Consider the following 22,535-nt stretch of genomic DNA (forward strand, 5'->3'; position numbering starts at 1 on the left):
CGGGTACCGCCTCCGACTGTTCCTCCCCCCCCTCCCCTCCCCCCCTCCCCCCCCCCCCCCCCCCCCCCCCCCCCCCCCCCCCCCCCCCCCCCCCCCCCCCCCCCCCCACCGCCTCAGCGCCCCGGACGCCGCACGGAGGTGCGACGGGCTATCTCGGCCTGGAGCCTGGCCATCTGCCAGTGCAGCTCGATGAGCTGCTCGGTGAGCTGGAGACGCGGAATCTCGGACGGGTCCTCGACGGACAGGTGGTCGATCGCGGTGGACAGGTCTCGCATCGCGCGCCCCCACTCCATGACGGCTTCCTCGGATCGAAACAACGTTCGAATCATACCGGAACACCGAACACGCTGTCAGTCCATTGCCCCCCGTGTCACATCCACGCCCCCGCTTGACGTCCCGGCTCGATGTTCCGCCCTGATGTTCCGTCCGGGAACGTGCCCGGGTGCCCGTACCCGCCCACCGGCCGCTGTTCGCGGAGAGGCTCCCGGTGCGGCCCGGCACGTCCCTCGCCGGTCCGGGGACGGACCGGGGACGGACCGGTGAGAGGCCGGTGAAGGCCGGTGAGGAACGAGCCGCGGAGCGGCCGTGGGCCCGTGGCGGAGTCCTGCGCGGCCCCGCGGGACCGTGGAGGGTCGTGCGGGACCGTGGAGGGTCGTGCGGGGCCGCGCGGGGCCGTCCGGGACCGTGCGGGGCCGCGCGGGGCCGCGCGCCGGGTCCGGGTGGCCGGACCGCGACGCGCCGGCGCCGTGTCAGTTCTGGTACTCGGGAACGATGTAGCCGCGGGCCAGGGTGCGGGCGGTGATGTTGAAGCCCACCACGGCGGCGGAGGCGTCGGCGTCGACGCCGAGCTTCTCCACGTCGAGGGCGTGCACCGCGAAGATGTAGCGGTGCGGGGGGCCGGGCGGCGGGGCGGCGCCGCCGTAGGCGAGCGTGCCGTAGTCGTTGCGGCCGTGCACGCCCACGCTCGTGTCGGCGGTGCCCGCACCCGAGGGCAGTTCGGTCGTACCTGCGGGGATGTCGAACAGCAGCCAGTGCCAGAACCCGCTGCCGGTGGGCGCGTCGGGGTCGAAGCACGTCACGGCGTAGCTGAGGGTGCCCTCGGGGGCGCCGGACCAGCGCAGGTGCGGGGAGACGTTCTGGCCGGTGGCCCCCCAGTCGTCGAACACGTGGGTCTCGGCCAGGCGCTCGCCGTCGCGCACGTCGTCGCTCTCGACGGTCAGGGCCGGGACCGGGGGCAGCAGGTCATATGGAATCGGTGGCCGCGTGGACACGATTCACCTCCGATGGGAGCGTCTTGTCGGTCGCCCCTCATCCTGCCCGCGATCGGATCCCGTAGCGACCGGAGGCCACGACGATCGGATCCCGTGACCCGTGGGGCCGGCCACGCCGGAGCGGGCCCGGTGGAGCAGGCCCGCCGGGGATCGCCACGGCCGGACCCCGTGGCGATCGCCTCCGTGCGGTCAGCCCTTGTTGTAGGCGGCCAGGACCGTCTGCGGGTCGCCGTCCATCTTGATCTTGCCCTTGTGCAGCCAGATGACCCGGTTGCAGGTCTCCTCGATGACGTCCAGGTTGTGCGCGACCAGGAAGACGGTGCCGGCCTGGTCGCGCATCTTCTTGATGCGGTCCTGGCTCTTGCGCCGGAACTCGCGGTCGCCGGTGGCCAGGGCCTCGTCGATGAGCAGCACGTCGTGGGACTTGGCCGAGGCGATGGCGAAGCGGAGCCTGGCGCCCATGCCGGAGGAGTAGGTCGACATGGGGAACTGCACGAACTCCCCGATGCCGGAGAAGTCGACGATGTCGTCGTAGGTCTCCTTGACCTGGGCGGGGTTCATGCCCATCGCGTAGCAGCCGAGCACGATGTTGCGCTCACCGGTGAGCTCGCGCATCAGCGCGGCGTTGACGCCGAGCAGGGAGGGCTGGCCGTCGGTGTAGACCGCGCCGGAGTGCGGGGGCAGCAGGCCGGCGATGGCGCGCAGCAGCGTGGACTTGCCGGAGCCGTTACGGCCCACGATGCCGATGGCGTCACCGTGGCGGGCCACGAAGGACACGCCGCGGACGGCGTGCACCTCCTTCATCTGCGGCCGTCCCTGGCGCTTGACGAGGCGCATGAGGGCGTTGACCGCGTTGCCCTTCTCGGTGTCGCTGGCCGCCCCGTACACGCGGTAGATGATGTGCAGGTCGTCGACGATGACCGTCGGGTCGCCCTCGGGGGCGGCGCCGCCGCCGGCGGCGGGTTCCGGGGCGGGGTGCACCCTGACGTCCGTGCTGGGCACGGCCGGCTCCTCGGCCTTCACTCCGGACAGCTCCTCGGTCAACTCAGCCACGGCCGTACTTCTCCTCGGCTCGCCAGAAGTACCAGAAGCCGCCGAGCAGAGCGAACACCGCCCAGAATACGCAGACGCCCCAGATGTAGGGACGGGGCTCGTGCGTCTGCATCAGCAGGTCCCGCATGAGCTCGATGTACGCGGCCGCCGGGTTGAAGTACATGACGTCGGCGACCCACTGGGGCAGGCCGGCGCCGTCGGGCCCCACGACCTTGTCCTCGATGGAGAAGAACACGCCGGAGGCGTACAGCCAGGTGCGCATGATGAAGGGCAGGAGCTGGTTCAGGTCGCGGGCGGTGGCGCCGACGCGGGCCAGGACCAGGCTGGCGCCGATGTTGAACATCGTCTGCAGCGCCAGGGCGACCGGGATGAGGAGCCAGTACAGGGTGAGCGGCTCATCGGTGAGCAGTACCAGGCCGAACAGCACGCCCATGGAGATCAGCAGCTGCTGGAACTCCTGGATCGTGTAGGCCAGCGGGAGCGCGGCCCGGGGGAAGTGCAGGGCGCGGATCAGCGACAGGTTGCCGGAGATCGCCCTGGCGCCACCGCTCACCGAGCGCTGGGTGTAGGTGAAGACGAACATCCCGGTGATGAGGAAGGCCGGATAGTTCTCGATGTCCTTGTTCGCGCCGAGGATCAGGCCGAACATCAGGAAGTAGATCGCGGCGTTCAGCAGTGGCGTGACGACCTGCCACAGCTGGCCCAGGGCGGAGTTGCTGTACTTCGAGACGTTGCGGGAGGTGGCGTACGTCGTGATGAAGTGACGTCGTTCCCACAGTTGACGCAGGTAGACGGGCAGACTGGGGCGTGCGATGGCACGCCGAAGTCCGTAACGCGCGGCGAGCTTGGCCAGCGGCTCTTGCCCCTCTGGGGGGTTGCCGTTCTTCGGGCCACCCGCCTGGGCGTCCGCGATCGCGGATTCCGGCTGGCTCATGGCAAGGACTCTATTGGATGCGAGTGGATGAAGTGCCTGCGGCGGTCTGCCGCCGCACACATTGGACGGGTTCCCCGGGCCGGAGGTTCCACGGCAATTGTGAAGTTCGTCGGTGGCCGCCCCGCGGGACCGGGGAAGGGTCGGCGCGGTCCCCACCGGGGGTCATGGCCGAGTAACGGACATGGGGATCCCGGCCAGAGGGGATTTTGACATGACCGTTGACGTCTGATGTAGGGGCTGATGTCGGATTTGTAGAAACCTGCCAAGACGGATTCACCGAGGTGGCGGGCGTATGACGCGAAATCGGCATATGCGTGACCTAACTGCAACATCGCAGATACAAGCCGATACGGAACGGTGAGGAATAGTCGCGACCGATCGGTGTGGCGTCAGCACCCGAACCGGAACCAGCGGGAAGCAGGAACCACAAGATCCTCCTTCGCGGTGCCCGGTTAACGGATCTCAGTGCCGGCGCAAGCCTGCAAAGGGAGGATTTACCGCAATGCTGCGTGTTACCAAGGGTGCGCGGGCTGCCGCCGGCACCGCGCTACTCGCCCTCGCGCTGGCCGCCTGCGGCAGCACGGAAACCCCCGGCGGGGGGTCGGCCGCCGCCGACCTGCCGGTGCGGATGGAGCTGGGTGAGCCGCAGAAGCTCTTCTATCCCGGTGACACCACCGAGTCCGAGGGTGCCGAGGCGATGGCTGCCATGTTCTCGGGGCTGGTCAGCTACGACGAGCAGAAGCAGGTCGTCAACGAGGCCGCCGAGTCGATCGAGACGACCGACAACAAGGTGTGGACGATCAAGCTCAAGCCCGGCTACACCTGGCACAACGGCGAGAAGGTGATCGCGCAGAACTACGTCGACGCCTGGAACTACGCGGCCAACCAGGACAACGCGCAGGGCGCCAACGGCTTCTTCAGCCGCATCGACGGCTGGGCCGACCTGAACCCCGGTGAGGGCAAGACCGTCTCCGTCAAGGAGATGAAGGGTCTGAAGGTCGTCGACGAGTCGACCTTCACCGTCACGCTGAGCCAGCCGTTCTCCCAGTTCAAGACGATGCTCGGGTACACCTCGTTCTATCCGCTGCCCAAGGTCGCCTTCGGCCCCGACGGCAAGATCACCGAGGAGTACGCCAAGAAGCCGATCGGCCAGGGCTACTTCCAGATCGACAAGCCCTACAACAAGGGCACCGACCAGACGATCGACCTCACCCGGTACGACAAGTTCCCCGGGGAGAAGCCGAAGTTCGCCAAGCTCCAGTTCAAGCTCTACACGAGCCAGGAGACCGCGTTCAACGACCTGGCCGCCGAGAACCTCGACCTGCACGACTCGCTGCCCCCCTCGGCGATCTCCCGCGCCAAGTCGGAGTTCGGCGAGCGCTACATCGACGAGCCGGACGCGGGCATCGGCTACATCGGCTTCCCGCTGCAGTACAACAAGACGTACGCGGACGTGAGGGTCCGCGAGGCCGTCTCCATGGCGATCGACCGCAAGACCATCGCCGAGACGGTCTTCTCCGGCACCCGCGCACCCGCGGACGACTTCATCAACCCGCTGCTGCAGGGCCATCGTCCCGGCGCCTGCGCGGTCTGCGCCTACGACCCGGCCAAGGCCAAGGCCCAGTACGCCGAGGCGGGCGGCCCCAAGACGCTGGAGCTGGGCTACAACTCCGACGGCCCGCACAAGGAGTGGATCGAGGCCGTCGCCAACAACCTCCGCGCCAACCTGGGCATCGAGGTCACGGTCAAGCCCTTCGAGAAGTTCGCCTCGATCCTCGACGAGCTCGACAAGAAGACCTACGGCGGGCTGTTCCGGATGGGCTGGGCGATCGACTACCCGTCGGCGGAGAACTACCTCACCCCGATCTTCTCCACCGTCGCGATCAAGACCGGTTCCAACTACGCCGGCTGGTCGAACAAGGAGTTCGACGAGCTCCTCGCCAAGGGCGACACCGCCGCGACGATGGAGGAGAGCCTGAAGTTCTACCAGCAGGCCGACGACGTGCTGATCAAGGAACTGCCGTACATCCCGGTCTACTTCTACCGGATGAACGCGGCCCACTCCCAGAAGGTCAAGAACGTCAGGATCAACCTTCTCAACCAGATCGAGTGGTCCGAGTTGGAGAAGACCGGCTGACGAAGGGCCGAGCGCCGGGCGAGGGTCCGGCCTCACTGGCCGCCCGGGGCCGGTCCCGCGCACCGCGATCCGCCGGTGCGCGGGACCGACCCGGGCACGTACGGGAGACTTGAATGGGCCGCTACATCCTCCGACGCCTGATCCAGGCGATACCTGTCCTGGTGGGCGCGACCCTGCTCATCTACGCCATCGTCTTCGCGCTGCCCGGTGACCCCATCGCGGCGCTGGCGGGCGAGAAGCGCATCGACCCCAACATCGTCAACATCCTGCGCGAGCAGTACCACCTGAACGACCCGTTCCTGGTGCAGTACTGGTACTACGTCACCGGCCTGTTCACCGGTGACCTGGGCACCACCTTCAGCGGGGTGCGGGTGAGCGACATCCTGGCGGGCAAGTTCCAGGTGACGATCAACCTGGCGATGACCGCCCTGGTGCTGGAGGCGGTCATCGGCATCGGCCTGGGCACGTACGCGGCCCTGCGCCGCGGCCGCCCCCTGGACTCGATGATCCTGGCCTCCACCCTGGTGCTCATCTCGGTCCCCACCCTGGTGACCGGCTTCGTGCTGCAGCTGCTGCTGGGCGTGAAGCTCAAGCAGGCCGGGATCGACCTGTTCCCGGTCGCGGGCGTGTCGGAGGGCTGGCGCAGCTACCTGCTGCCCGGGTTCGTGCTCGCGGGGACGTCGATCGCCTACCTCACCCGGCTCACCCGGGGCAGCCTGGTGGAGATCCTGCGCGCCGACTACATCCGCACCGCGGTGGCCAAGGGCCTGCCGCGCCGGAGGGTCGTCGGGCGGCACGCGCTGCGCAACGCGCTGATCCCGCTGGTCACCTACCTGGGCGCGGACCTGGGCCAGCTGATGGGCGGCGCGGTGATCACCGAGACGATCTTCAATCTGCCGGGCATCGGACAGCAGCTGTTCAGCTCCGTCTACCTGCGGGAACAACCCGTCGTCGTCGGCATCGTGACCATGCTGGTGCTGATCTACATCCTGGCCAACCTGATCGTCGACCTGCTGTACGCCGTGCTCGACCCGAGGATCCGCTATGAGTGACACCCTCATCCCGGCCGGTGGGCAGACCGGGTCCCCCGGGCGCTTCCGCCGGGGAAGGGGCTCCGGTCCCAAGGCCGCGAGCCTGTGGAACGACGCCTGGTACGACCTGCGCCGCCGGCCGCTGTTCATCGGGGCGTCCTTCCTGATCGGCATCCTGGTCACGATGGCGATCGTCCCCTCGCTCTTCACCTCGGTGAACCCGTTCGACGCCACGACCTGCCAGCTGTCCGACGCCCGCAAGGGCATGAGCGAGCTCCACTGGTTCGGCACCGACAACCTCGGCTGCGACGTCTACGCCCGTACCGTCCACGGAGCCCGCAACTCGATCGTGGTCGGCCTGTCCACCACGATCGTCACCGCGCTGGCGGGCGGTCTGCTCGGCCTGCTCGGCGGGTACGCCGGAGGCTGGGTCGACTCCGGGTTCTCCCGGGTGGCGGAGATCTTCTTCGCGATCCCGTCGATCCTGGGCGCCCTGCTGATCCTGGCGGTCTTCCGGACCGGCAACGTGTGGACGGTCATGCTCGCGCTGGCGGTGCTGACCTGGCCGATGACGTACCGGATCATGCGGGCCGCGGTGATCACGGCCAAGAGCCAGGACTACGTGCTCGCGGCGCGGGCGCTCGGCGCCTCCACACCGAGGATCATGTTCCGGCACATCCTGCCGAACGCGGTCGCCTCGGTGATCGTGGTCGCCACCATCAACCTGGGGTACTTCATCGCCGCCGAGGCCGGGCTCTCCTTCCTCGGCGTGGGCCTGCGCTCGCCCGACATCTCCTGGGGACTCATGATCTCCGATGCCCGGGAACGCTTCCTGGAGGCTCCGTGGGCGCTGCTGTTCCCGGCGCTCTTCCTGAGCCTGACGGTGCTGGCCTTCATCATGCTGGGTGACGCCGTCCGCGACGCCCTCGACCCGAAGCTGCGGTAGGGGGACCTGTGAAGAGGACCGTGACCCCGGCGACCTCGCCGGTGCCGGACGGGAACGTGGCGGCCGGCGAGCCGCTGCTCGTCGTCGACGACCTGCACGTGGAGTTCGTGACCAGGCAGGGCGTGCTCAGGGCGGTCAACGGGGTCAGCTACTCGCTGAGCCCGGGGGAGACGCTCGCCGTGCTCGGCGAGTCCGGTTCGGGCAAGTCGGTGACCGCGCAGGCGATCATGGGCCTGCTCGACATGCCGCCGGCCCGCATCCCCCGGGGCGAGGTGCGCTTCCGCGGCACCGACCTGCTCACCCTGTCCGAGGAGGCCCGCTCCCAGATCCGCGGCCGGAGGATCGCGATGATCTTCCAGGACGCGCTCTCCGCGCTGAACCCGGTGTTCACCGTCGGCGCCCAGATCGGGGAGATGTTCCGGGTGCACCGCGGCATGTCCCGGCGCGACGCCCACAAGAAGGCGATCGAGCTGATGGACCGGGTCCGCATCCCCGCCGCCGCGCAGCGGGTCGACGACTACCCGCACCAGTTCTCCGGGGGGATGCGCCAGCGCATCATGATCGCGATGTCGATCGCGCTCGACCCGGAGGTGCTGATCGCCGACGAGCCGACCACCGCGCTCGACGTGACCGTGCAGGCCCAGATCATGGAGCTGCTGGCCGAGCTGCGCCGGGAGAGCGACATGGGCCTGATCCTGATCACCCACGACCTCGGCGTGGTGGCCGACGTCGCCGACCGGATCGCGGTGATGTACGCCGGGCGGATCGTGGAGCACGCCCCGGTGCACGACATCTACCGGGCCCCCGCCCACCCGTACGCCAAGGGGCTGCTCGACTCGATCCCCCGGGTCGACCAGAAGGGTCAGGAGCTGTACGCCATCAAGGGCATGCCGCCGAACCTGCTCGACATGCCCTCGGGCTGTTCCTTCCACCCCCGGTGCCCGTACCGTCAGGACGACTGCGTCACCGACCCGCCACCGCTGTACGAGATCGACCCGGCGCGGAGCAGCGCGTGCCACTACTGGAGGGAGGTCCTCGATGGCAGCCACGGGTGATCCGATCCTTGAGGTGCGCGACCTGGTCAAGCACTTCCCGCTGACCCAGGGCGTCATCCTGCGCAAGCAGGTCGGCGCGATCAAGGCCGTCGACGGGGTCTCCTTCGACCTGCGCCGGGGCGAGACGCTGGGCATCGTGGGCGAGTCCGGCTGTGGCAAGTCCACGCTGGCCAGGCTCCTGATGGCGCTGGAGCGGCCGACCTCGGGCTCGGTACGGATCAACGGCCAGGAGATCGCCCGCGCCAGGGGCGGCGCGCTGAAGCGGGTCCGCCGCAACATCCAGATGGTGATGCAGGACCCCTACACCTCGCTGAACCCCCGGATGACCGTGGGCGACATCATCGGGGAGCCGTTCGAGATCCACGGCGAGGTCGCCCCCAAGGGGGACCGGCGCCGCAGGGTGCAGGAACTGCTGGAGGTGGTGGGCCTGGACCCCCAGCACATCCACCGCTACCCGCACCAGTTCTCCGGCGGCCAGCGCCAGCGCATCGGCATCGCCCGGGGGCTGGCGCTCCAGCCGGAGATCATCGTCTGTGACGAACCGGTCTCCGCGCTGGACGTGTCGATCCAGGCGCAGGTCGTCAACCTGCTGGAACGGCTGCAGGACGAGTTCGGGCTGGCGTACGTCTTCATCGCCCACGACCTGTCGGTGGTCCGGCACATCTCCGACCGGGTCGGGGTGATGTACCTGGGCAAGATCGTCGAACTGGGCAAGGACACCGAGATCTACGACCGGCCCGCTCACCCCTACACCCAGGCGCTGCTGTCGGCCGTGCCGGTGCCCGACCCCGAGGGACGCGAGCGGCGCGAGCGGATCATCCTTCACGGGGACCCGCCCTCCCCGGCCGATCCGCCGTCGGGCTGCCGGTTCCGTACCCGGTGCTGGAAGGCCGAGGAGATCTGCGCCACCGAGGAGCCCGCGCTGGTGGTCAGGCCCGGCACCGCGCACGCGAGCGCCTGCCACTTCGCCGAGACGCACGACGTCGTGCACATCTGACGTCGTGCACGTCTGACGTCGTACGCGTCCGGCGTCCCGGGCGGTCGGGATCACGTGCGTTCGGCGCGTCGGGCGCGCGGGACGAGGGCGCGACGTGGCGCGCGGCCGGTCGGGGCCTGTCGGGGCCTGTCGGGGCCCGCGCGGACCGGGCCCGCGCGGGACGGTCCGGTGACGCGAAGAGGCGCGGCCCCCACCCGTGACGGATGGGGGCCGCGCCCCGTCTTGCCTACCGCGTGATCCTCGACGTGCTAGAGGACGGCGTACTAGAGGATGTCGACGCCGACGCCGCCGATGCCGACGAGGCCACCGATGCCGACACCGTGGCCGACGCCGCTGCCGCTGCTGATGATGTTGCCGCCGCCGCCGATGTTGTTGCCGCCACGGCCGAAGCCGCCGTGGTGGCCGAAGCCGCCACCGTAGACGCCACCGCCGTAGACGCCGCCACCGTAGACGCCGCCACCGTAGACGCCACCGCCGTAGACGCCGCCGCCGTAGACGACCCCGCCGCCGTAGACGCCGCCGCAGCCGGCCGCGTAGACGGTGGGAACCGCGACGACGGTCGGGCAGGCGACGACCGGAGTGCTGACGACGCCGACGCCGCAGCAGTCGGCCTTGGACTTGGCGGCCTTGGCGACCTTGGCCTGCGCCACCGAGGTGACGGCGGCCTTGGAGGCGGTGGAGGAGGTGGCGGCGGACGCGGCCGCGGCCGGTGCGATGACGGCGATACCGACGCACGCGGAGGTGATGAGAAGACGACGAATCATTGTTGGTTCCCCCTGGAAGGAAATCGTCGCGGCAGTGTTCTGGGCCCTTTTGAACGGACCGTCTGCACGCGGCTACTCAAAGTAACGGGAGTGAGACTATCCAGCGACATGCTTTCTGGAGGGTCAAGAATGGTCAGGTTGTGGCAATGATCGCGGGGCCGTGTCCGGAGGGGCCCTGATCGATCGCCGGCCCGATCCGCGCCTCCCGCGCCTCCCGCGCCTCCCGCGCCTCCCGCGCCTGGCGCGCCTGGCGCGCGGCGGGCGCACCCGTGCCGGGTTCTCCCCGTCGCGGTACGGGGGGGCGTGGCAGAAACCCGTCCGGGACGGGAGGCGGGCGGTCCCGCAACGATCGCGGGCGGTGCCGGGCAGGCCGCGCGACACCGTCGTCCACGGTGAGCCGGCCGTCGGCCCCGGGTACGGCCGAGGACGGGCCGCACGCAAGCACTTGCTAGGTGCGATCCTCTTCCGGAAGGGCCGGGCCGGACCTGCGGCGCATGGCCACCGCGCGCCCCGCCAGGGCCAGGGCGAGCAGGACCAGCGAGACGTAGGTGTCACGGGCCGCACCGGGCGGGGAGGCCCCGCCGACGGGGGAGGCCGCGGCCGGCTTCCGGCCGGAGGGGGGAGCGGGGGTGCCCGGCCCGGCGGCCGGTGACGGCGGCCGGGGCCCGCCCGGAGCGCGGGTGTCCGAGGGGCCGGGCTCGCGCGCCACCTCGTACGCGGACCGGGGGGCGGGGGGCGCCTCGCGGGCGCTCCGCCCGGGGCGAGCCGCTCCGGGCGCACCCCGGGTGTCGCGGGTGTCACGGACGTCGCGGGCCGGTTCGCGTCCGTTCCGGAGGTCGTGTACGGGGCTGCGCCGTCCACGCGGGTCACGAAGCTCACGAAGGTCACGGAGCTCGCGGAGCTCGCGGAGCTCGCGTGCCGGTTCACCGGGACGGCAGGCGATCGAGGCCGGGTCGTGCGGGTGGCGGGCGGCCCGGGGCGCGACGGCGGCGCGAAGGAGGGCCGGGGCGGTGGCCACCGCCGTCGCCGGGACCCGGCCGGAGACGAGGCGCGCGGTGTCGGGCTGCGGGACGGACGTGACGCTCAGGGCCGCCGCCACGCAGAACGGGGCGGCGGTGAGCGCCACCGAGCCCCTCACCGTGCGATCCCCGGGCGGCGGGCGGGCAGGGCGCCCTGCGGGGTGCCGGGTGGACCACCGGGCGCAGGGCCGGAGGGGACGGCGGGTGGGACGCCGGGCGGGGCGGGGGGTGGGATGCCGGGGGGACCGCCGGGCGGGGCGGGGGGTGAGGACGCATGACAGGCGGGTGCCCGGCCGTGCGGGAACGCCGGAGGGAGCGGGAAGGAGAACACGGTGACCTCGTCGGGAGGGGGCGGGGTTACACGTCACCGGGATTCTGACACGCGCTCTTCCAGGGAGGACGACGCTTCAGTAAACAGACCGATACATACAGTGATTACCTTTAGATGCCTCTATTGGGCACGTAGTCACATATGGCGGGACCCCAGGGAGAGCCGGACATGGGCCCCGGGCGGCAGGCCCAGCCTCTGCGAGGCGTCACCGGCGTTGACGCCCAGCGCGACCAGCCCGGCCGAATCGGTGAACGCCACCACGTCGCCCGGAGGGACCGCCGTGAACGTCTCCCTGAACGGCACCGACAGCCGCCGCCTGCCCAGCCAGACCACCAGGGTGTCGCCCGGCGTGATGCCCAGGCTCACCAGGTCGCCCGAGCCGATCGAGAGCTGGGCGTTGCCGTACCGGTCGATCGAGAGCACCTCCCCCTCGGCGTACCCCTCCTGCACGGTCGAGGTGGGCGCGGGCAGCGAGACCAGGCGGCCCAGCGGGATCTCCGGGCCCAGCTCGGCCGGCCGGCGTCCGATCGCCAGGTGCGCCGCCACCGGCGCGAACAGGTCGCGCCCGTGGAAGGTCGGCGAGACCGGCTTGAGGAAGAGATCGCCGTTGGACAGCTCGTAGGCGGCCCGCGCGCCCCCGCTCGCGTTGATCGCCCACGACAGCAGCCCGTTGTCGGGCCCCAGGAACACGTGCTCCCCGGCCTCGACCGCCACGGCCCTGCGCGCTCCGCCGACACCCGGGTCCACCACGGCGACGTGCACGCCCGGCGGGAGGTAGGCGATCGTCTGGGCCAGGATCGCCGCCCCGCGCCGTACGTCACCCGGCGGCACCAGATGGCACACGTCGATGATCCGCGACTCCGGCGAGATTCCGACGATCACGCCGTGACAGGCGGCGATGTAGCCGTCCTCCAGGCCGTAGTCGGTGAGAAGGCTGATGACAGAGGTCACACCTGGTGACTGTACGTCTCCACATCCGTCATGAACAGCGCGAAATTCCGGACTATCCTGACTTCTGGTCGCGCACGCGGTGCGATCCCCGCCCGTCCGGCCGAGGAGGAAGCAATGGATCCCGCGCCGACCCCCGGCGACGGCGCCGCAGCCGAGCCTCCGTCGCGGGCGCTCACCGAACAGGAGCGGGAACTGCTCGCCTTCGAACGGCGATGGTGGCGTCACGCGGGCGCCAAGGAGCAGGAGATCCGCCAGGTCTTCGACCTCTCCGCGACGCGCTACTACCAGCTGCTCAGCGAGATCATCGAGCTGCCGGCGGCGCTCGCCCACGATCCGATGCTGGTCAAACGCCTGCGTCGGCTCCGCGAGACCCGCCGCCAGGAACGCGCCGCCCGAAAGAGGGGCTTGCGCCCCTGATGGTGGGGTACGACCGCTCGGGCGGGCGCCCGCGCCGGGGTCTCCCGGTGGGCGCCGCGCGGACGGACCGGAGCCGGGCGGCATGACGGCGAGGACACGACATGACGGCGAAGACACTCGACGGGCTGAGGCGGGCATGAGGGCGAACACCACCGACGGACTGAAGGCGATCGTCGCCGACCCCGCGGGGGCGGTGATCGGGCTCGACTTCGACGGCACGCTCTCCCCGATCGTCCCCGACCCGGCCGCGGCCAGGATCGCCCCCGGCGGGGCCGAGGTGCTGACCAGGCTCGGCGGCCTCATCGGCTCCCTGGTGATCGTGACCGGCCGGCCGGCCGCCGTCGCGGTCGAGTACGGCTCCCTGGCCGCGGTGCCCGGCCTGGTGGTGCTCGGTCACTACGGCCTCGAACGCTGGGAGGCGGGCGCGCTGGCCGCGCCGCCCGTGCACCCGGGCCTGGACGAGGCCAGGGCCGGGCTGCTCACCCTGGTCGCGGGCCTGGACGGGGTCAGGATCGAGGACAAGGAACGGGCGGTCGCCGTGCACACCCGTCAGGCCGCCGACCCGTGGGCCACTCTGGAGGCGCTGGCCGGGCCGGTGGCCACGCTGGCCGCCTCGGCCGGGCTGACCGTGGAGCCCGGCAAGCTCGTGCTGGAGCTGCGCCCGCCGGGGATCGACAAGGGGGTGGCGCTGGACGCCTTCCTGCGCGAGCGGGCCGCCCGGTCGGTGCTGTTCGCCGGGGACGACCTGGGCGACCTGCCGGCGTTCGCGGCCGTGCGCGGCTCGGGGCTGCCGGGGGTGACGGTGTTCAGCGGGTCGCCCGAGATCGAGGTCGAGGCCGACCTGGTGGTGGACGGGCCCACGGGGGTGCTGGAGCTCCTCAGCTCGATCGCCGACGCGATCGAGAAGGAGACGACCGGCTGAGGGCGGGCGCGTCCCCGGCGGTGCCGATCAGCAGCCCGGCCAGGGCCGCCCCGATCAGCGCCGGCACCAGGAGGAACGCCGTCCGGGTGCCGAACCCGTCGGCCAGCGCGCCCAGCACGAACGGGCCCACTCCGAGGGCGACGCTCGTGATGATCGAGGCGATCGCGGTCGCCTGGTTCCGCCGTCCCCCGGAGACGGCCAGCAGCCGGGAGAGCGCCATCGGGAAGTGCAGCGCGACGCCCAGTCCGGAGAGCGCCAGCCCCGCGTACGAGAACGCGGGTTCCGTGCTCAGCCAGAAGACCCCCCAGCCGGTGGCCGCGACCAGCAGCGCCCCGATGAACAGGACCGTCGGCGCGATCCGCAGGGCCAGCCACGCCCCCGCCAGCCGCCCGGCCGCCATCCCGGCGGTGAACGCCGCGACCGCGGTCGCGGCCACCGCCGGAGACAGGCCGGTCCGGTCGGAGAACAGCTTGGCCGCCCACAGGTTGAAGCAGAACTCCGCGGCGACGCAGCAGAACAGCACGATCCCGGCCAGACGGAAGCGCCGTCCCAGGCGGGCGCCGTCCCCGGGCGAGGCGTCCACCCCGGGCGAGGCGTCCACTCCGGGCGCGGCGTCCATCCCGGCCGAGACGGGCCCCGTCTCGGCCGCGGCCGGGCGCTCGGGGACGCGGACGCGCCCCATGAACAGTGCGAGCAGCACGGTCAGCACGGTGGGCACCACCAGCGCCGCCCGCCAGCCCAGCGTGCTCTGCGCCGCGACGCTGACCACGAACGGCACCCCGATGCCGACGATCACGCAGACCGCGTTGGCCTCGCTGATCGCCGCCGGGCCCGCCGGGCCGTGGCGGTCGTCGAGCGACGCCATGCCCGTGTACATGGTGAGCGAGGCCATCCCGCTGGCGACGCCGTAGCCGAGCAGGGTGGCGGGCAGGACGGTGGGGGCCGCCGCCACCAGGAACGTTCCGGCGCTCATCCCGGCCATCCCGGTCCAGATCACGGCCCGGCGGCCGATCCGGGCGGTCAGCCGGGGGAGCGCGAGGCCGGTGAGGATGCCGCCGACCGCCATCGAGGTGCCGTGCAGCCCGGCGACCGCCTGGGAGAGGCCCTGGTCGATCCGCAGCAGCGGGAGCGCGGCGCTGAGGCCGTACAGGTAGGTGGCGAAGACGCCGAGCTGGAGGTAGACCAGCCAGGTCGGGCGGTCGCGGACCAGCCGGACGGGCGCGGTCACGATCACCCTGATCTCCCCCGGACGTCGAAAAAACTGAAACGGCCTCGGAAACTATCTCATAGAGGTCTGAAACTCCGCGCTCAGGCGAGGGCGTCGAGCTGCTCGGCGAACCACCGGTGCGGGGGGAGGGCGGTCGCCGCCGCGGCCAGCAGGCCGCCCCTGCGGGAGCGTTCGCCCTCGGGCATGGTCAGGCCCTCGTGCAGCGCGGCGGCCGTGGCCGAGACGTCGTAGGGATTGACCGTGAGGGCGTGCTCGCCCAGCTCGGCGGCGGCGCCCGCCTCCCGCGAGAGCACCAGCGCGCTGCCCGGCGACAGGATCGGCCCCTCCTTGGCGACCAGGTTCATCCCGTCCCGGATCGGGTTGACCAGCAGCACGTCGGCCAGCCGGTAGGCGGCCAGCGACCGCGGGTAGTCGTCGTCGACGTTGAGGATCAGCGGGTCCCAGTCCTCGGTGGCGTACTCGTCCTCGATCTCCTTGGCGCAGCGCTGCACCGCCGCGGTGTACTCGCGGTACTCGGGCAGGTCGTGCCGGGAGGGGTAGGCGAAGGCCAGGTGGGTGACCCGGCCGTGCCACTCCGGATGGGCCGCCAGGAACTCCCGGTAGGCGACCAGGCCCCTGACGATGTTCTTCGACAGCTCGGTCCGGTCGATCCGCACGATCAGCCTGCGGTCGCCCACCTGGGCGCGGAGCGCGGCCATGTGCGACTCCACGTCGGGCTCCCCGGCCCGCGCCCACAGCGCCTTGCCGTCCACGCCCAGGCTGTGCGTGCCGACCCGGGTGGTCCTGCCCGCGTGGGTCACCGTACGGGCGCCGGGGTCGACCGAGGCGCCGAGCACGGTCCGGCAGCAGTCCATGAACGCGGTGCCCCAGCGCTCGGTCAGGAAGCCCGCGTGGTCGGAGCCCAGGATGCCCTCTAGCAGCTCGGCCGCCACGTCGTCGGGCAGCAGGGCGAAGTACTCCGGCGGGGCCCAGGGGGTGTGCGAGAAGTGCGCCACCCGCAGGTCGGGCCGCTCGCCCCGGAGCATGGCCGGGACCAGGCTGAGGTGGTAGTCCTGCACCATCACCCGCGCCTCGTGCGGGGCCTCCTCGGCCAGCGCCATGGCGAACGCCTCGTTGTAGGCCTGGTACGACTCCCACTCCCGGCGGAACCTGGCGTCGAAGTGCGGCATGTTGGGGGTGTCGTAGAGGAGGTGGTGGACGAACCAGAGGGTGGAGTTGGCCACCGCGTTGTAGGCGCGGTGGAAGGTCGTCGGGGGGATGTCGAGCATCCGCAGCGCCCCGGTGTCGTAGCCCGCCTGGTCGAGCCGGCCGCCGGGCGCCAGCCGCACCGCGCCCCGGTCGCCGTCGGACAGTGCCGCGCAGACCCACAGGGCGCCCATGTCCCTGGCGACCGCCGACAGCCCCGACACCAGGCCGCCTCCTCCCCTGCGCATGGACAGGGAGCCGTCCTCGGAGAGGGTGAAGGAGACGGGGCCCCGGTTGGAGGCCACCAGGATCGCTTTCATCAGATCCCTTCACTGGCTAGGGACACGCCTGTCCTGAAGGTTAACCGGCACCTTCCCGGGACGCCTCCTCTTCCGGAGAGGGAGGAATGGCGTTCGTCGGATTGTGTCAGCTCTTGTCAGCCGGTCGGTTTGTGTTCATGGGTTTTACCCGCTTTTATGGCGCGATCGACGGTGAACGTCTGTCATCTACGACCGTAGGATGTCCAGCGACCGTGACCGCTGATGGGGGCCCGTGATGGCGCTGGACGAGACGACCGAGGAACTGGCCCGGCAGGCCGCCCTCGGTGACCACCGCGCGCTCGGCGAGCTGCTGAAGCGCATCGAGCCCGCCGTGCTGCGGCACTGCGGCCGCATCCTCCCCTACCGCCAGGACGCCGAGGAGGCCTGCCAGGACACCCTGCTGGCGGTGGCCCGCAACATCGGCCGCTTCGAGGGTCGCGCCCGGTTCAGCACCTGGCTGCACATCGTGACCGCCAACTGCGCCAGGACCACCTACCGATCGCTGAAGCGCCGCGCCGCCGAGCAGAGCTCGGACGAGCTCCCCCTGCAGAAGCCGGACGTCGCCCGGGTGAGCGTGATCGCCGGATCCCGGCTCGACCTGCTCGACGCGATGGAGGCGCTGGAGGCCGAGAAGCCCGACCTGGCGCAGGCTCTGGTGCTGCGTGACATCTGCCAGCTCGACTACAACGAGGTGGCCGAGCAGCTCGGCATCCCGCTGGGCACCGCCAAGTCGCGGATCCACCAGGCCCGCAAGTACGTCCAGGGGGCCCTGGGCGAGGCCTACGGTCTCTGACCCGTCCTTCTCCGGCCCGCCCTCTCTTCGGCCCGCCCTTCTTCGGCCGTCTCCTTCCGACCGGCTCCTTGCGGGCCGGCCGGTCGCCTCCGGCCGGCTCCTCCTGACCGGCCGGCTCCGGCCCGTCGCCTCCCGCCCCTCAACGAGGGTCGTCCGCGTGGCGTGCGGCTTCTGCGGCCTTGACCGGTGACGGCTGGATTAGGGTGGCCCCGTCCGCGTCACCCGGCCCGGTGCCCGCGTCATCAGGCCGTCGGTGACATGGGGCGATCTCCCCCCTCAGCTCCGGAAGCCGAGGTCGAGGAGAGACCCACATGTCCCGCAGACACGCCGTCACCGCCGGATGCGTCCTGGCGATCACCGCGCTCACCCTGGCCGCCGCTCCGGCGGACGCCGACCCCCGGACGGGCGGGCCCGGGGCGGCCGAGCCGGTCGGGCCCGCCGTACCGATCGCGACGAAGACACCGGGAACGCCTTCCAGGGCCGGGACGCCGGGTGTGACGGTTCCCGGGGGCGCGAGGGCCGCGGCGCCGCCACCGGGCATGCTCGAGGCGCTCCAGCGCGACCTGGGCCTGACCCGGGCCGAGGCCGAGACCCGGCTGCTCAACGAGGCCCGGCTGATCCCGATCGCCGAGCAGATGAGCAGGAGGCTCGGTGACCGCTTCGGCGGCGCCTGGCTGCGGGCCAAGACCGCGCACACCCTGGTGGTGGCCAGCACCAGGGCCACCGACATCCCCCAGATCCTGGCCGCGGGCGCGCAGGCCGAGATCGTTCCCACGTCGCTGACGGAGCTGTCCGCCATCAAGGCGAAGCTCGACGCCACCCTGCCGCCGCAGCCGCTGGTCTCCAGCGTCCGCTACATCGACGTCAAGCGGAACAAGGTGGTCGTGCTGGCCCCGCGGCCGGACCAGACCGAGAACATCATCGAGTCCTCCGGTCTCGACCAGACCGCCGTGATCGTGCTGCCCTCCACCGAGGCGCCGTTGCCGCTGTACGACCTGGTCGGCGGAAACGCCTACTACATCAACACCGTCAACCGCTGCTCGGTCGGCTTCTCCGTCCTCAAGGGGAACCAGCAGGGGTTCGTCACCGCCGGTCACTGCGGCAGGCAGGGCGCGCCCACCCTCGGGTTCAACCGCCAGGCCCAGGGGGTCTTCCAGGGGTCGGTCTTCCCGGGCAGCGACTACGCCTGGGTGGCCACCAACGCTGCCTGGACGGCCGTCGCCGGTGTGGACAACGGTGAGGGCGGCATCGTCCCCGTCGCCGGGGCCCGGGTCGCCATCGAGGGGGCCTCGGTCTGCCGGTCGGGCTCCACCACCGACTGGTACTGCGGCCTCGTCCAGCAGCGCGACGCCAGCGTCACCTACCCCCAGGGCGCCGTCCTGGAGCTGACCCGTACCAGCGTCTGCGCCGAGCCCGGCGACTCGGGCGGCTCGTTCATCGCCATCGACCAGGCCCAGGGCGTCACCTCCGGAGGCTCGGGCGACTGCGCCTCGGGAGGCGTCACCTACTTCCAGCCGATCGCCGAGATCCTCACCGCCTACGGCCTGGCCCTGAGGACCACGGCGGGCAATCCGCCGCCGCCGACCACCGGCACCTGCACCGGCTACCCCACCACCTACACCGGCGCGCTGGCCGCCGGGAGGTCCGTCTACCACCCCAGGAACGTCTACTACCGGGCGGGCATCCCCGGGAACCACTTCGGGTGCCTGGACGGCCCCGCCGGCGCGGACTTCGACCTGTACCTGCAGAAGTGGAGCCGCTCCGCCTGGCGGGTCGTCGCCTCCTCCAGGAGCGCCGGCCCCGACGAGAAGATCACCTACACCGGGACGCCCGGTTTCTACCGCTACCGGGTGGCGAGCGTGGCCGGTTCCGGCGCCTACACCGTGGGGCTCAGGGCGCCGTCCCCGCTCTCGGTCCGCAGCGCGCCCTGACCTGAGCGGCCGTCTTCGGGAAGTCCGGTGTCCGGCCGGGCGTCAAGCCTCCGGCACGGTCCCGGGGGGGGGGGGGGGGGGGGGGGGGGGGGGGGGGGGGGGGGGGGGGGGGGGGGGGGGGGGGGGGGGGGGGGGGGGGGGGGGGGGGGGGGCGTACCCCCCCGCAGCCATCCCCTCCCCCCCCCCCCCCCCCCCCCCCCCCCCCCCCCCCCCCCCCCCCCCCCCCCCCCCCCCCCCCCCAGGGCCGGTGACCACACCCCCCGCCGATGTCCCTGTCCGGCAGGTAACACGCCATGTCTCATACGGTGAGACGGCTTGCCGGGACGGCGGGGTGGCGGGGTAGAGTGCTGGAGACCTGCGCATCAGGTCGACAACTGAATACGTGCTCATCCAGAGGGGTGGAGGGACCGGCCCTGCGAAGCCCCGGCAACCCTCCCGGTTCAAGACTCGTGATCTGACGAGGTCGGCCGGGACAGGTGCCAATTCCGGTCTGTGGCCAGGGTGGTCGCAGACGAAGATGAGGGAAAGGCCTCGCTTCATGGCGCTCGCAACCACTGAGAACATCACCGTCACCTCGCCCGCCCAGCAGGACGCGGACGGAAGCTTCGGCCCCGCCGTGGCCCTGTCCTGTCGCGAGTGCGGTGCCCGCTACGACCTCGGCCCGAGCTTCGCGTGCATCGAATGTTTCGGGCCCCTCGAGATCGCCTACGACTTCGGGCGCGTGACCCGGGAGCAGATCGCCGAGGGGCCGGACAACATCTGGCGCTACCGCTCACTGCTGCCGGTCCCGGCCGACGTGGCCTCCAAGCCCAACATGGCACCCGGCTGGACCAAGCTCGTCAACGCCCGGAACCTGGCTCGCGAGCTCGGTATCCGCTCGCTGCACGTGAAGGACGACTCGGGCAACCCCACGCACTCCTTCAAGGATCGCGTGGTGGCCATCGCCGTGGAGGCGGCCCGCACCTTCGGCTTCCACACCCTGTCCTGCTCCTCCACCGGCAACCTGGCCGGTGCCGTGGCCGCCGCCGCCGCGCGGGCCGGGCTGGACTCCTGCGTGTTCATCCCCTCGAACCTGGAGCAGGCCAAGATCGTCATGGCCTCCGTGTACGGCGGCAGGCTGGTGGGCATCGAGGGCACCTACGACGACGTGAACCGCTTCTGCTCCGAGCTCATCGGCGACGAGCTGGGCGAGAAGTGGGGCTTCGTCAACGTCAACCTGCGGCCGTACTACGCCGAGGGCTCCAAGACGCTGGCCTACGAGATCGCCGAGCAGCTCGGCTGGCGCATCCCCGACCAGATCATCGTCCCGGTGGCCTCGGGCTCCCAGCTCACGAAGATCGACAAGGGGTTCAAGGAGCTGATCCGGCTCGGGCTCGTCGAGGACACCCCGTACAAGATCTTCGCCGCCCAGGCCGAGGGGTGCTCGCCGGTCTCGGCGGCCTACAAGGCCGGTCACGACGTGATCCGCCCGGTCAAGCCGGACACCATCGCCAAGTCGCTGGCGATCGGCAACCCGGCCGACGGCCCCTACGTCCTGGACATCGCCCGCCGTACCGGTGGCGCCGTCGAGGACGTGACCGACGCCGAGATCGTCGACGCGATCCGGCTGCTGGCCAGGACCGAGGGCGTCTTCGCCGAGACCGCCGGTGGCGTCACCGTCGGCGTGCTCCGCAAGCTGGTCGCCTCGGGCACGCTCGACCCCGACGCGGAGACCGTGGTGCTCAACACCGGGGACGGCCTCAAGACCCTGGACGCGGTGGCCTCCGAGGCGCGTCCCACCGCGGTCATCCGGCCCTCCCTTGACGCATTCCGTGCGGCCATCGCCTGAAAACCGTGAAAGGTACCGAACTATGAGCGTTTCTGTGCGGATTCCGACGATTCTCCGGACGTACACCGGTGGTGCCGCCGAGGTGAGCGCGGAGGGTGAGACCCTGCGCGAAGTTCTGCAGAAGCTGGACGCGGACTTCCCGGGGATCGGTGCCCGAATCCTTGATGAAACGGGTAAAATTCGCCGTTTTGTCAATGTCTACGTCGGCGACGAGGACGTCCGCTTCGCCGAGAACCTGGACACGGCCACGCCCTCGGGCGCGCAGATCTCCATCATCCCGGCGGTGGCCGGGGGCTGAGCCGCCGCCCACCCGGCGTCCCGGTCCCGGCGCTCCCGCGCCGTCACGTCGTCCCCGACCCGCCCCGGGCCGGCCCCTGCGGGCCCGTCCGGACCGCCGGTGGGCTCGGGGCCCGGCCCCGTTCGCCATCGACATCTCCCCACGACACCCGCGCGGCTCAGGCCGCGCGGGTGTCGTTTTTTATGACCCGGACTCATATTCCTTGCGCATGAAGAGATCGTACAAATTTAAACTAACTACTAGTGATAGTCAAACTATGTTCTCGTACGGAAAACTCGCGTAAACGGGTAGTTTGGTGCTTGACTCTGTTGCTCGACCACTTCTCACAGGTATGGTCGAGGGCGATCGACGTGGCGAAGTTCGCCCGGAGATTGAGGACTTCGCGAGAGGAATGGGCGTCGTCCTAAAGACCAGTAAGAGGAGTCACAAGTGGCGCAGGGCACCGTCAAATGGTTCAACGCGGACAAGGGCTACGGCTTCATCGCGGTAGACGGTGGTAAGGATGTGTTCGTCCATTACTCCGCGATCATGATGGACGGCTACCGGGCACTGGAGCAGGGCCAGCGGGTGGAGTTCGAGATCACCCAGGGTCAGAAGGGTCCCCAGGCCGAAGCCGTCCGGACGGTCTGACCCGGCCGTCCCCCGAACTCTCCGGGCGGGCGGCGCAGCCCCGCGGAGTCTCGCGGAGCACCGCAGAACCCCGTGGAACCTCGTGGAACCCCGTGGATCGCGGTCTGTCCGGCCGCTCCGCACGCCCGCCCCTCATGTCCGGCCCGGTCCGGCGTGGTCGGCTCGTCAGGTCACGTCAGGTCGGGTCGGGGCTCGGCCCGTCCGGATCCGGCCGGATCCGGCCGGATCCGGACGGGTTCGTCGGACCCGGCCCGTCCGGTTCGAGGCCGTTCACTCCGGTCCGATGTCATCCGTCCTGTCCGGGCCGATCCGGGCTGGTTCGACTTGGTCCGGCTTGGTCCGGCTTCGTGCGGGCTGATCTGGACTGGTTTGGCTTGGTCCGGCTTGGCCGGGATCGGTCCGAGCGGTTCGTTTCGTCGGGCCCGGGGGGGGGCCCCCGGGGGGGGAAGGGGGGTTCCCTCTCTGTGGAAAGGGCCGCTTTCTTTGTGTTGTTG

Annotated in this window: 21 protein-coding genes and 1 riboswitch; of the genes, 12 read left to right on the forward strand and 9 right to left on the reverse strand. The window is 71.1% G+C overall.

The features are described 5' to 3' along the window. Positions 1 to 113: 113 nt before the first annotated feature. From ACZ6RT_RS20115 to ACZ6RT_RS20130, 4 genes are all read right to left on the reverse strand, one after another. Positions 114 to 317, reverse strand: coding sequence for a hypothetical protein (locus tag ACZ6RT_RS20115; RefSeq protein ID WP_399194030.1), 204 nt, complete (start codon positions 315 to 317; stop codon positions 114 to 116). A gap of 432 nt (positions 318 to 749) precedes the next feature. Then, entirely contained in the window at positions 750 to 1,271 is a 522-nt protein-coding gene (locus tag ACZ6RT_RS20120) for a YbhB/YbcL family Raf kinase inhibitor-like protein (protein ID WP_470155277.1), read from the reverse strand. A 189-nt stretch (positions 1,272 to 1,460) separates the two neighbouring features. Then, a complete protein-coding gene (locus ACZ6RT_RS20125; protein ID WP_399194027.1) occupies positions 1,461 to 2,324 on the reverse strand; it encodes an ABC transporter ATP-binding protein in 864 nt (287 codons plus the stop codon). Next, positions 2,317 to 3,258: an ABC transporter permease gene (locus ACZ6RT_RS20130; protein ID WP_399194025.1), complete on the reverse strand. Its 942-nt coding sequence runs from the start codon at positions 3,256 to 3,258 to the stop codon at positions 2,317 to 2,319. The genes ACZ6RT_RS20125 and ACZ6RT_RS20130 overlap by 8 nt, the downstream gene beginning before the upstream one ends. Positions 3,259 to 3,760: 502 nt before the next feature. Between ACZ6RT_RS20130 and ACZ6RT_RS20135 the strand changes: the two genes are divergently transcribed. The 5 genes from ACZ6RT_RS20135 to ACZ6RT_RS20155 all read left to right on the forward strand — a co-directional run bounded on the left by ACZ6RT_RS20135 (position 3,761) and on the right by ACZ6RT_RS20155 (position 9,424). Next, the gene (locus ACZ6RT_RS20135) at positions 3,761 to 5,395 is read left to right on the forward strand and encodes a peptide ABC transporter substrate-binding protein (RefSeq protein ID WP_399194023.1); all 1,635 of its coding nucleotides are present in this window, start codon (positions 3,761 to 3,763) and stop codon (positions 5,393 to 5,395) included. A 113-nt stretch (positions 5,396 to 5,508) separates the two neighbouring features. Then, the gene (locus tag ACZ6RT_RS20140) at positions 5,509 to 6,447 is read left to right on the forward strand and encodes an ABC transporter permease (protein ID WP_344899719.1); all 939 of its coding nucleotides are present in this window, start codon (positions 5,509 to 5,511) and stop codon (positions 6,445 to 6,447) included. Continuing rightward, positions 6,440 to 7,372, forward strand: coding sequence for an ABC transporter permease (locus ACZ6RT_RS20145; protein WP_399194019.1), 933 nt, complete (start codon positions 6,440 to 6,442; stop codon positions 7,370 to 7,372). Before ACZ6RT_RS20140 ends, ACZ6RT_RS20145 begins: the two co-directional genes overlap by 8 nt. A gap of 8 nt (positions 7,373 to 7,380) precedes the next feature. Beyond that, positions 7,381 to 8,427, forward strand: a complete 1,047-nt coding sequence (locus ACZ6RT_RS20150; RefSeq protein ID WP_399194017.1) for an ABC transporter ATP-binding protein — start codon at positions 7,381 to 7,383, stop codon at positions 8,425 to 8,427. Then, positions 8,411 to 9,424: an ABC transporter ATP-binding protein gene (locus ACZ6RT_RS20155; protein WP_344899715.1), complete on the forward strand. Its 1,014-nt coding sequence runs from the start codon at positions 8,411 to 8,413 to the stop codon at positions 9,422 to 9,424. The genes ACZ6RT_RS20150 and ACZ6RT_RS20155 overlap by 17 nt, the downstream gene beginning before the upstream one ends. Positions 9,425 to 9,687: 263 nt before the next feature. Here ACZ6RT_RS20155 and ACZ6RT_RS20160 read toward each other — a convergent pair whose 3' ends face one another. The 3 genes from ACZ6RT_RS20160 to ACZ6RT_RS20170 all read right to left on the reverse strand — a co-directional run bounded on the left by ACZ6RT_RS20160 (position 9,688) and on the right by ACZ6RT_RS20170 (position 12,489). Then, on the reverse strand, positions 9,688 to 10,188 hold the full coding sequence (locus tag ACZ6RT_RS20160) for a hypothetical protein (protein WP_399194015.1): 501 nt from the start codon (positions 10,186 to 10,188) through the stop codon (positions 9,688 to 9,690). 448 nt (positions 10,189 to 10,636) lie between these two features. Further along, on the reverse strand, positions 10,637 to 11,326 hold the full coding sequence (locus tag ACZ6RT_RS20165) for a hypothetical protein (RefSeq protein WP_470155281.1): 690 nt from the start codon (positions 11,324 to 11,326) through the stop codon (positions 10,637 to 10,639). A gap of 347 nt (positions 11,327 to 11,673) precedes the next feature. Then, positions 11,674 to 12,489, reverse strand: coding sequence for an SAM hydrolase/SAM-dependent halogenase family protein (locus ACZ6RT_RS20170; protein ID WP_344899709.1), 816 nt, complete (start codon positions 12,487 to 12,489; stop codon positions 11,674 to 11,676). Positions 12,490 to 12,603: 114 nt separating this feature from the next. Here ACZ6RT_RS20170 and ACZ6RT_RS20175 point away from each other — a divergent pair, with 114 nt between their 5' ends. Beyond that, on the forward strand, positions 12,604 to 12,906 hold the full coding sequence (locus tag ACZ6RT_RS20175) for a DUF3263 domain-containing protein (RefSeq protein ID WP_399194013.1): 303 nt from the start codon (positions 12,604 to 12,606) through the stop codon (positions 12,904 to 12,906). Between the two features lie 136 nt (positions 12,907 to 13,042). Further along, complete coding sequence (otsB, locus tag ACZ6RT_RS20180; protein WP_399194012.1) at positions 13,043 to 13,828, forward strand: trehalose-phosphatase; 786 nt, start codon at positions 13,043 to 13,045, stop codon at positions 13,826 to 13,828. On the opposite strand, the gene ACZ6RT_RS20185 is transcribed toward otsB, so the two are convergent. Both ACZ6RT_RS20185 and ACZ6RT_RS20190 read right to left on the reverse strand, forming a co-directional pair. Further along, entirely contained in the window at positions 13,785 to 15,062 is a 1,278-nt protein-coding gene (locus ACZ6RT_RS20185) for an MFS transporter (RefSeq protein ID WP_470155284.1), read from the reverse strand. The two genes, otsB and ACZ6RT_RS20185, sit on opposite strands and share 44 nt — an antisense overlap. A 74-nt stretch (positions 15,063 to 15,136) precedes the next feature. Next, the gene (locus ACZ6RT_RS20190; RefSeq protein WP_470155456.1) at positions 15,137 to 16,564 is read right to left on the reverse strand and encodes an alpha,alpha-trehalose-phosphate synthase (UDP-forming); all 1,428 of its coding nucleotides are present in this window, start codon (positions 16,562 to 16,564) and stop codon (positions 15,137 to 15,139) included. Positions 16,565 to 16,796: 232 nt separating this feature from the next. Between ACZ6RT_RS20190 and ACZ6RT_RS20195 the strand changes: the two genes are divergently transcribed. From ACZ6RT_RS20195 to ACZ6RT_RS20215, 5 genes are all read left to right on the forward strand, one after another. Next, a complete protein-coding gene (locus tag ACZ6RT_RS20195; RefSeq protein WP_344899701.1) occupies positions 16,797 to 17,354 on the forward strand; it encodes an RNA polymerase sigma factor in 558 nt (185 codons plus the stop codon). A gap of 311 nt (positions 17,355 to 17,665) precedes the next feature. Further along, positions 17,666 to 19,285, forward strand: coding sequence for a S1 family peptidase (locus tag ACZ6RT_RS20200; RefSeq protein WP_470155286.1), 1,620 nt, complete (start codon positions 17,666 to 17,668; stop codon positions 19,283 to 19,285). 383 nt (positions 19,286 to 19,668) lie between these two features. Beyond that, positions 19,669 to 19,809: riboswitch (SAM riboswitch) on the forward strand. Positions 19,810 to 19,823: 14 nt separating this feature from the next. Then, positions 19,824 to 21,113: a threonine synthase gene (thrC, locus tag ACZ6RT_RS20205; protein WP_470155287.1), complete on the forward strand. Its 1,290-nt coding sequence runs from the start codon at positions 19,824 to 19,826 to the stop codon at positions 21,111 to 21,113. A 22-nt stretch (positions 21,114 to 21,135) separates the two neighbouring features. Beyond that, positions 21,136 to 21,411: a MoaD/ThiS family protein gene (locus tag ACZ6RT_RS20210; RefSeq protein ID WP_399194003.1), complete on the forward strand. Its 276-nt coding sequence runs from the start codon at positions 21,136 to 21,138 to the stop codon at positions 21,409 to 21,411. 429 nt (positions 21,412 to 21,840) lie between these two features. Further along, positions 21,841 to 22,041 (forward strand): cold-shock protein, encoded by a 201-nt coding sequence (locus tag ACZ6RT_RS20215; protein WP_344899693.1) that lies wholly within the window; start codon positions 21,841 to 21,843, stop codon positions 22,039 to 22,041. The last annotated feature ends 494 nt before the right edge of the window (positions 22,042 to 22,535 follow it).

The organism is Streptosporangium sp. NPDC050148 (assembly GCF_055586505.1).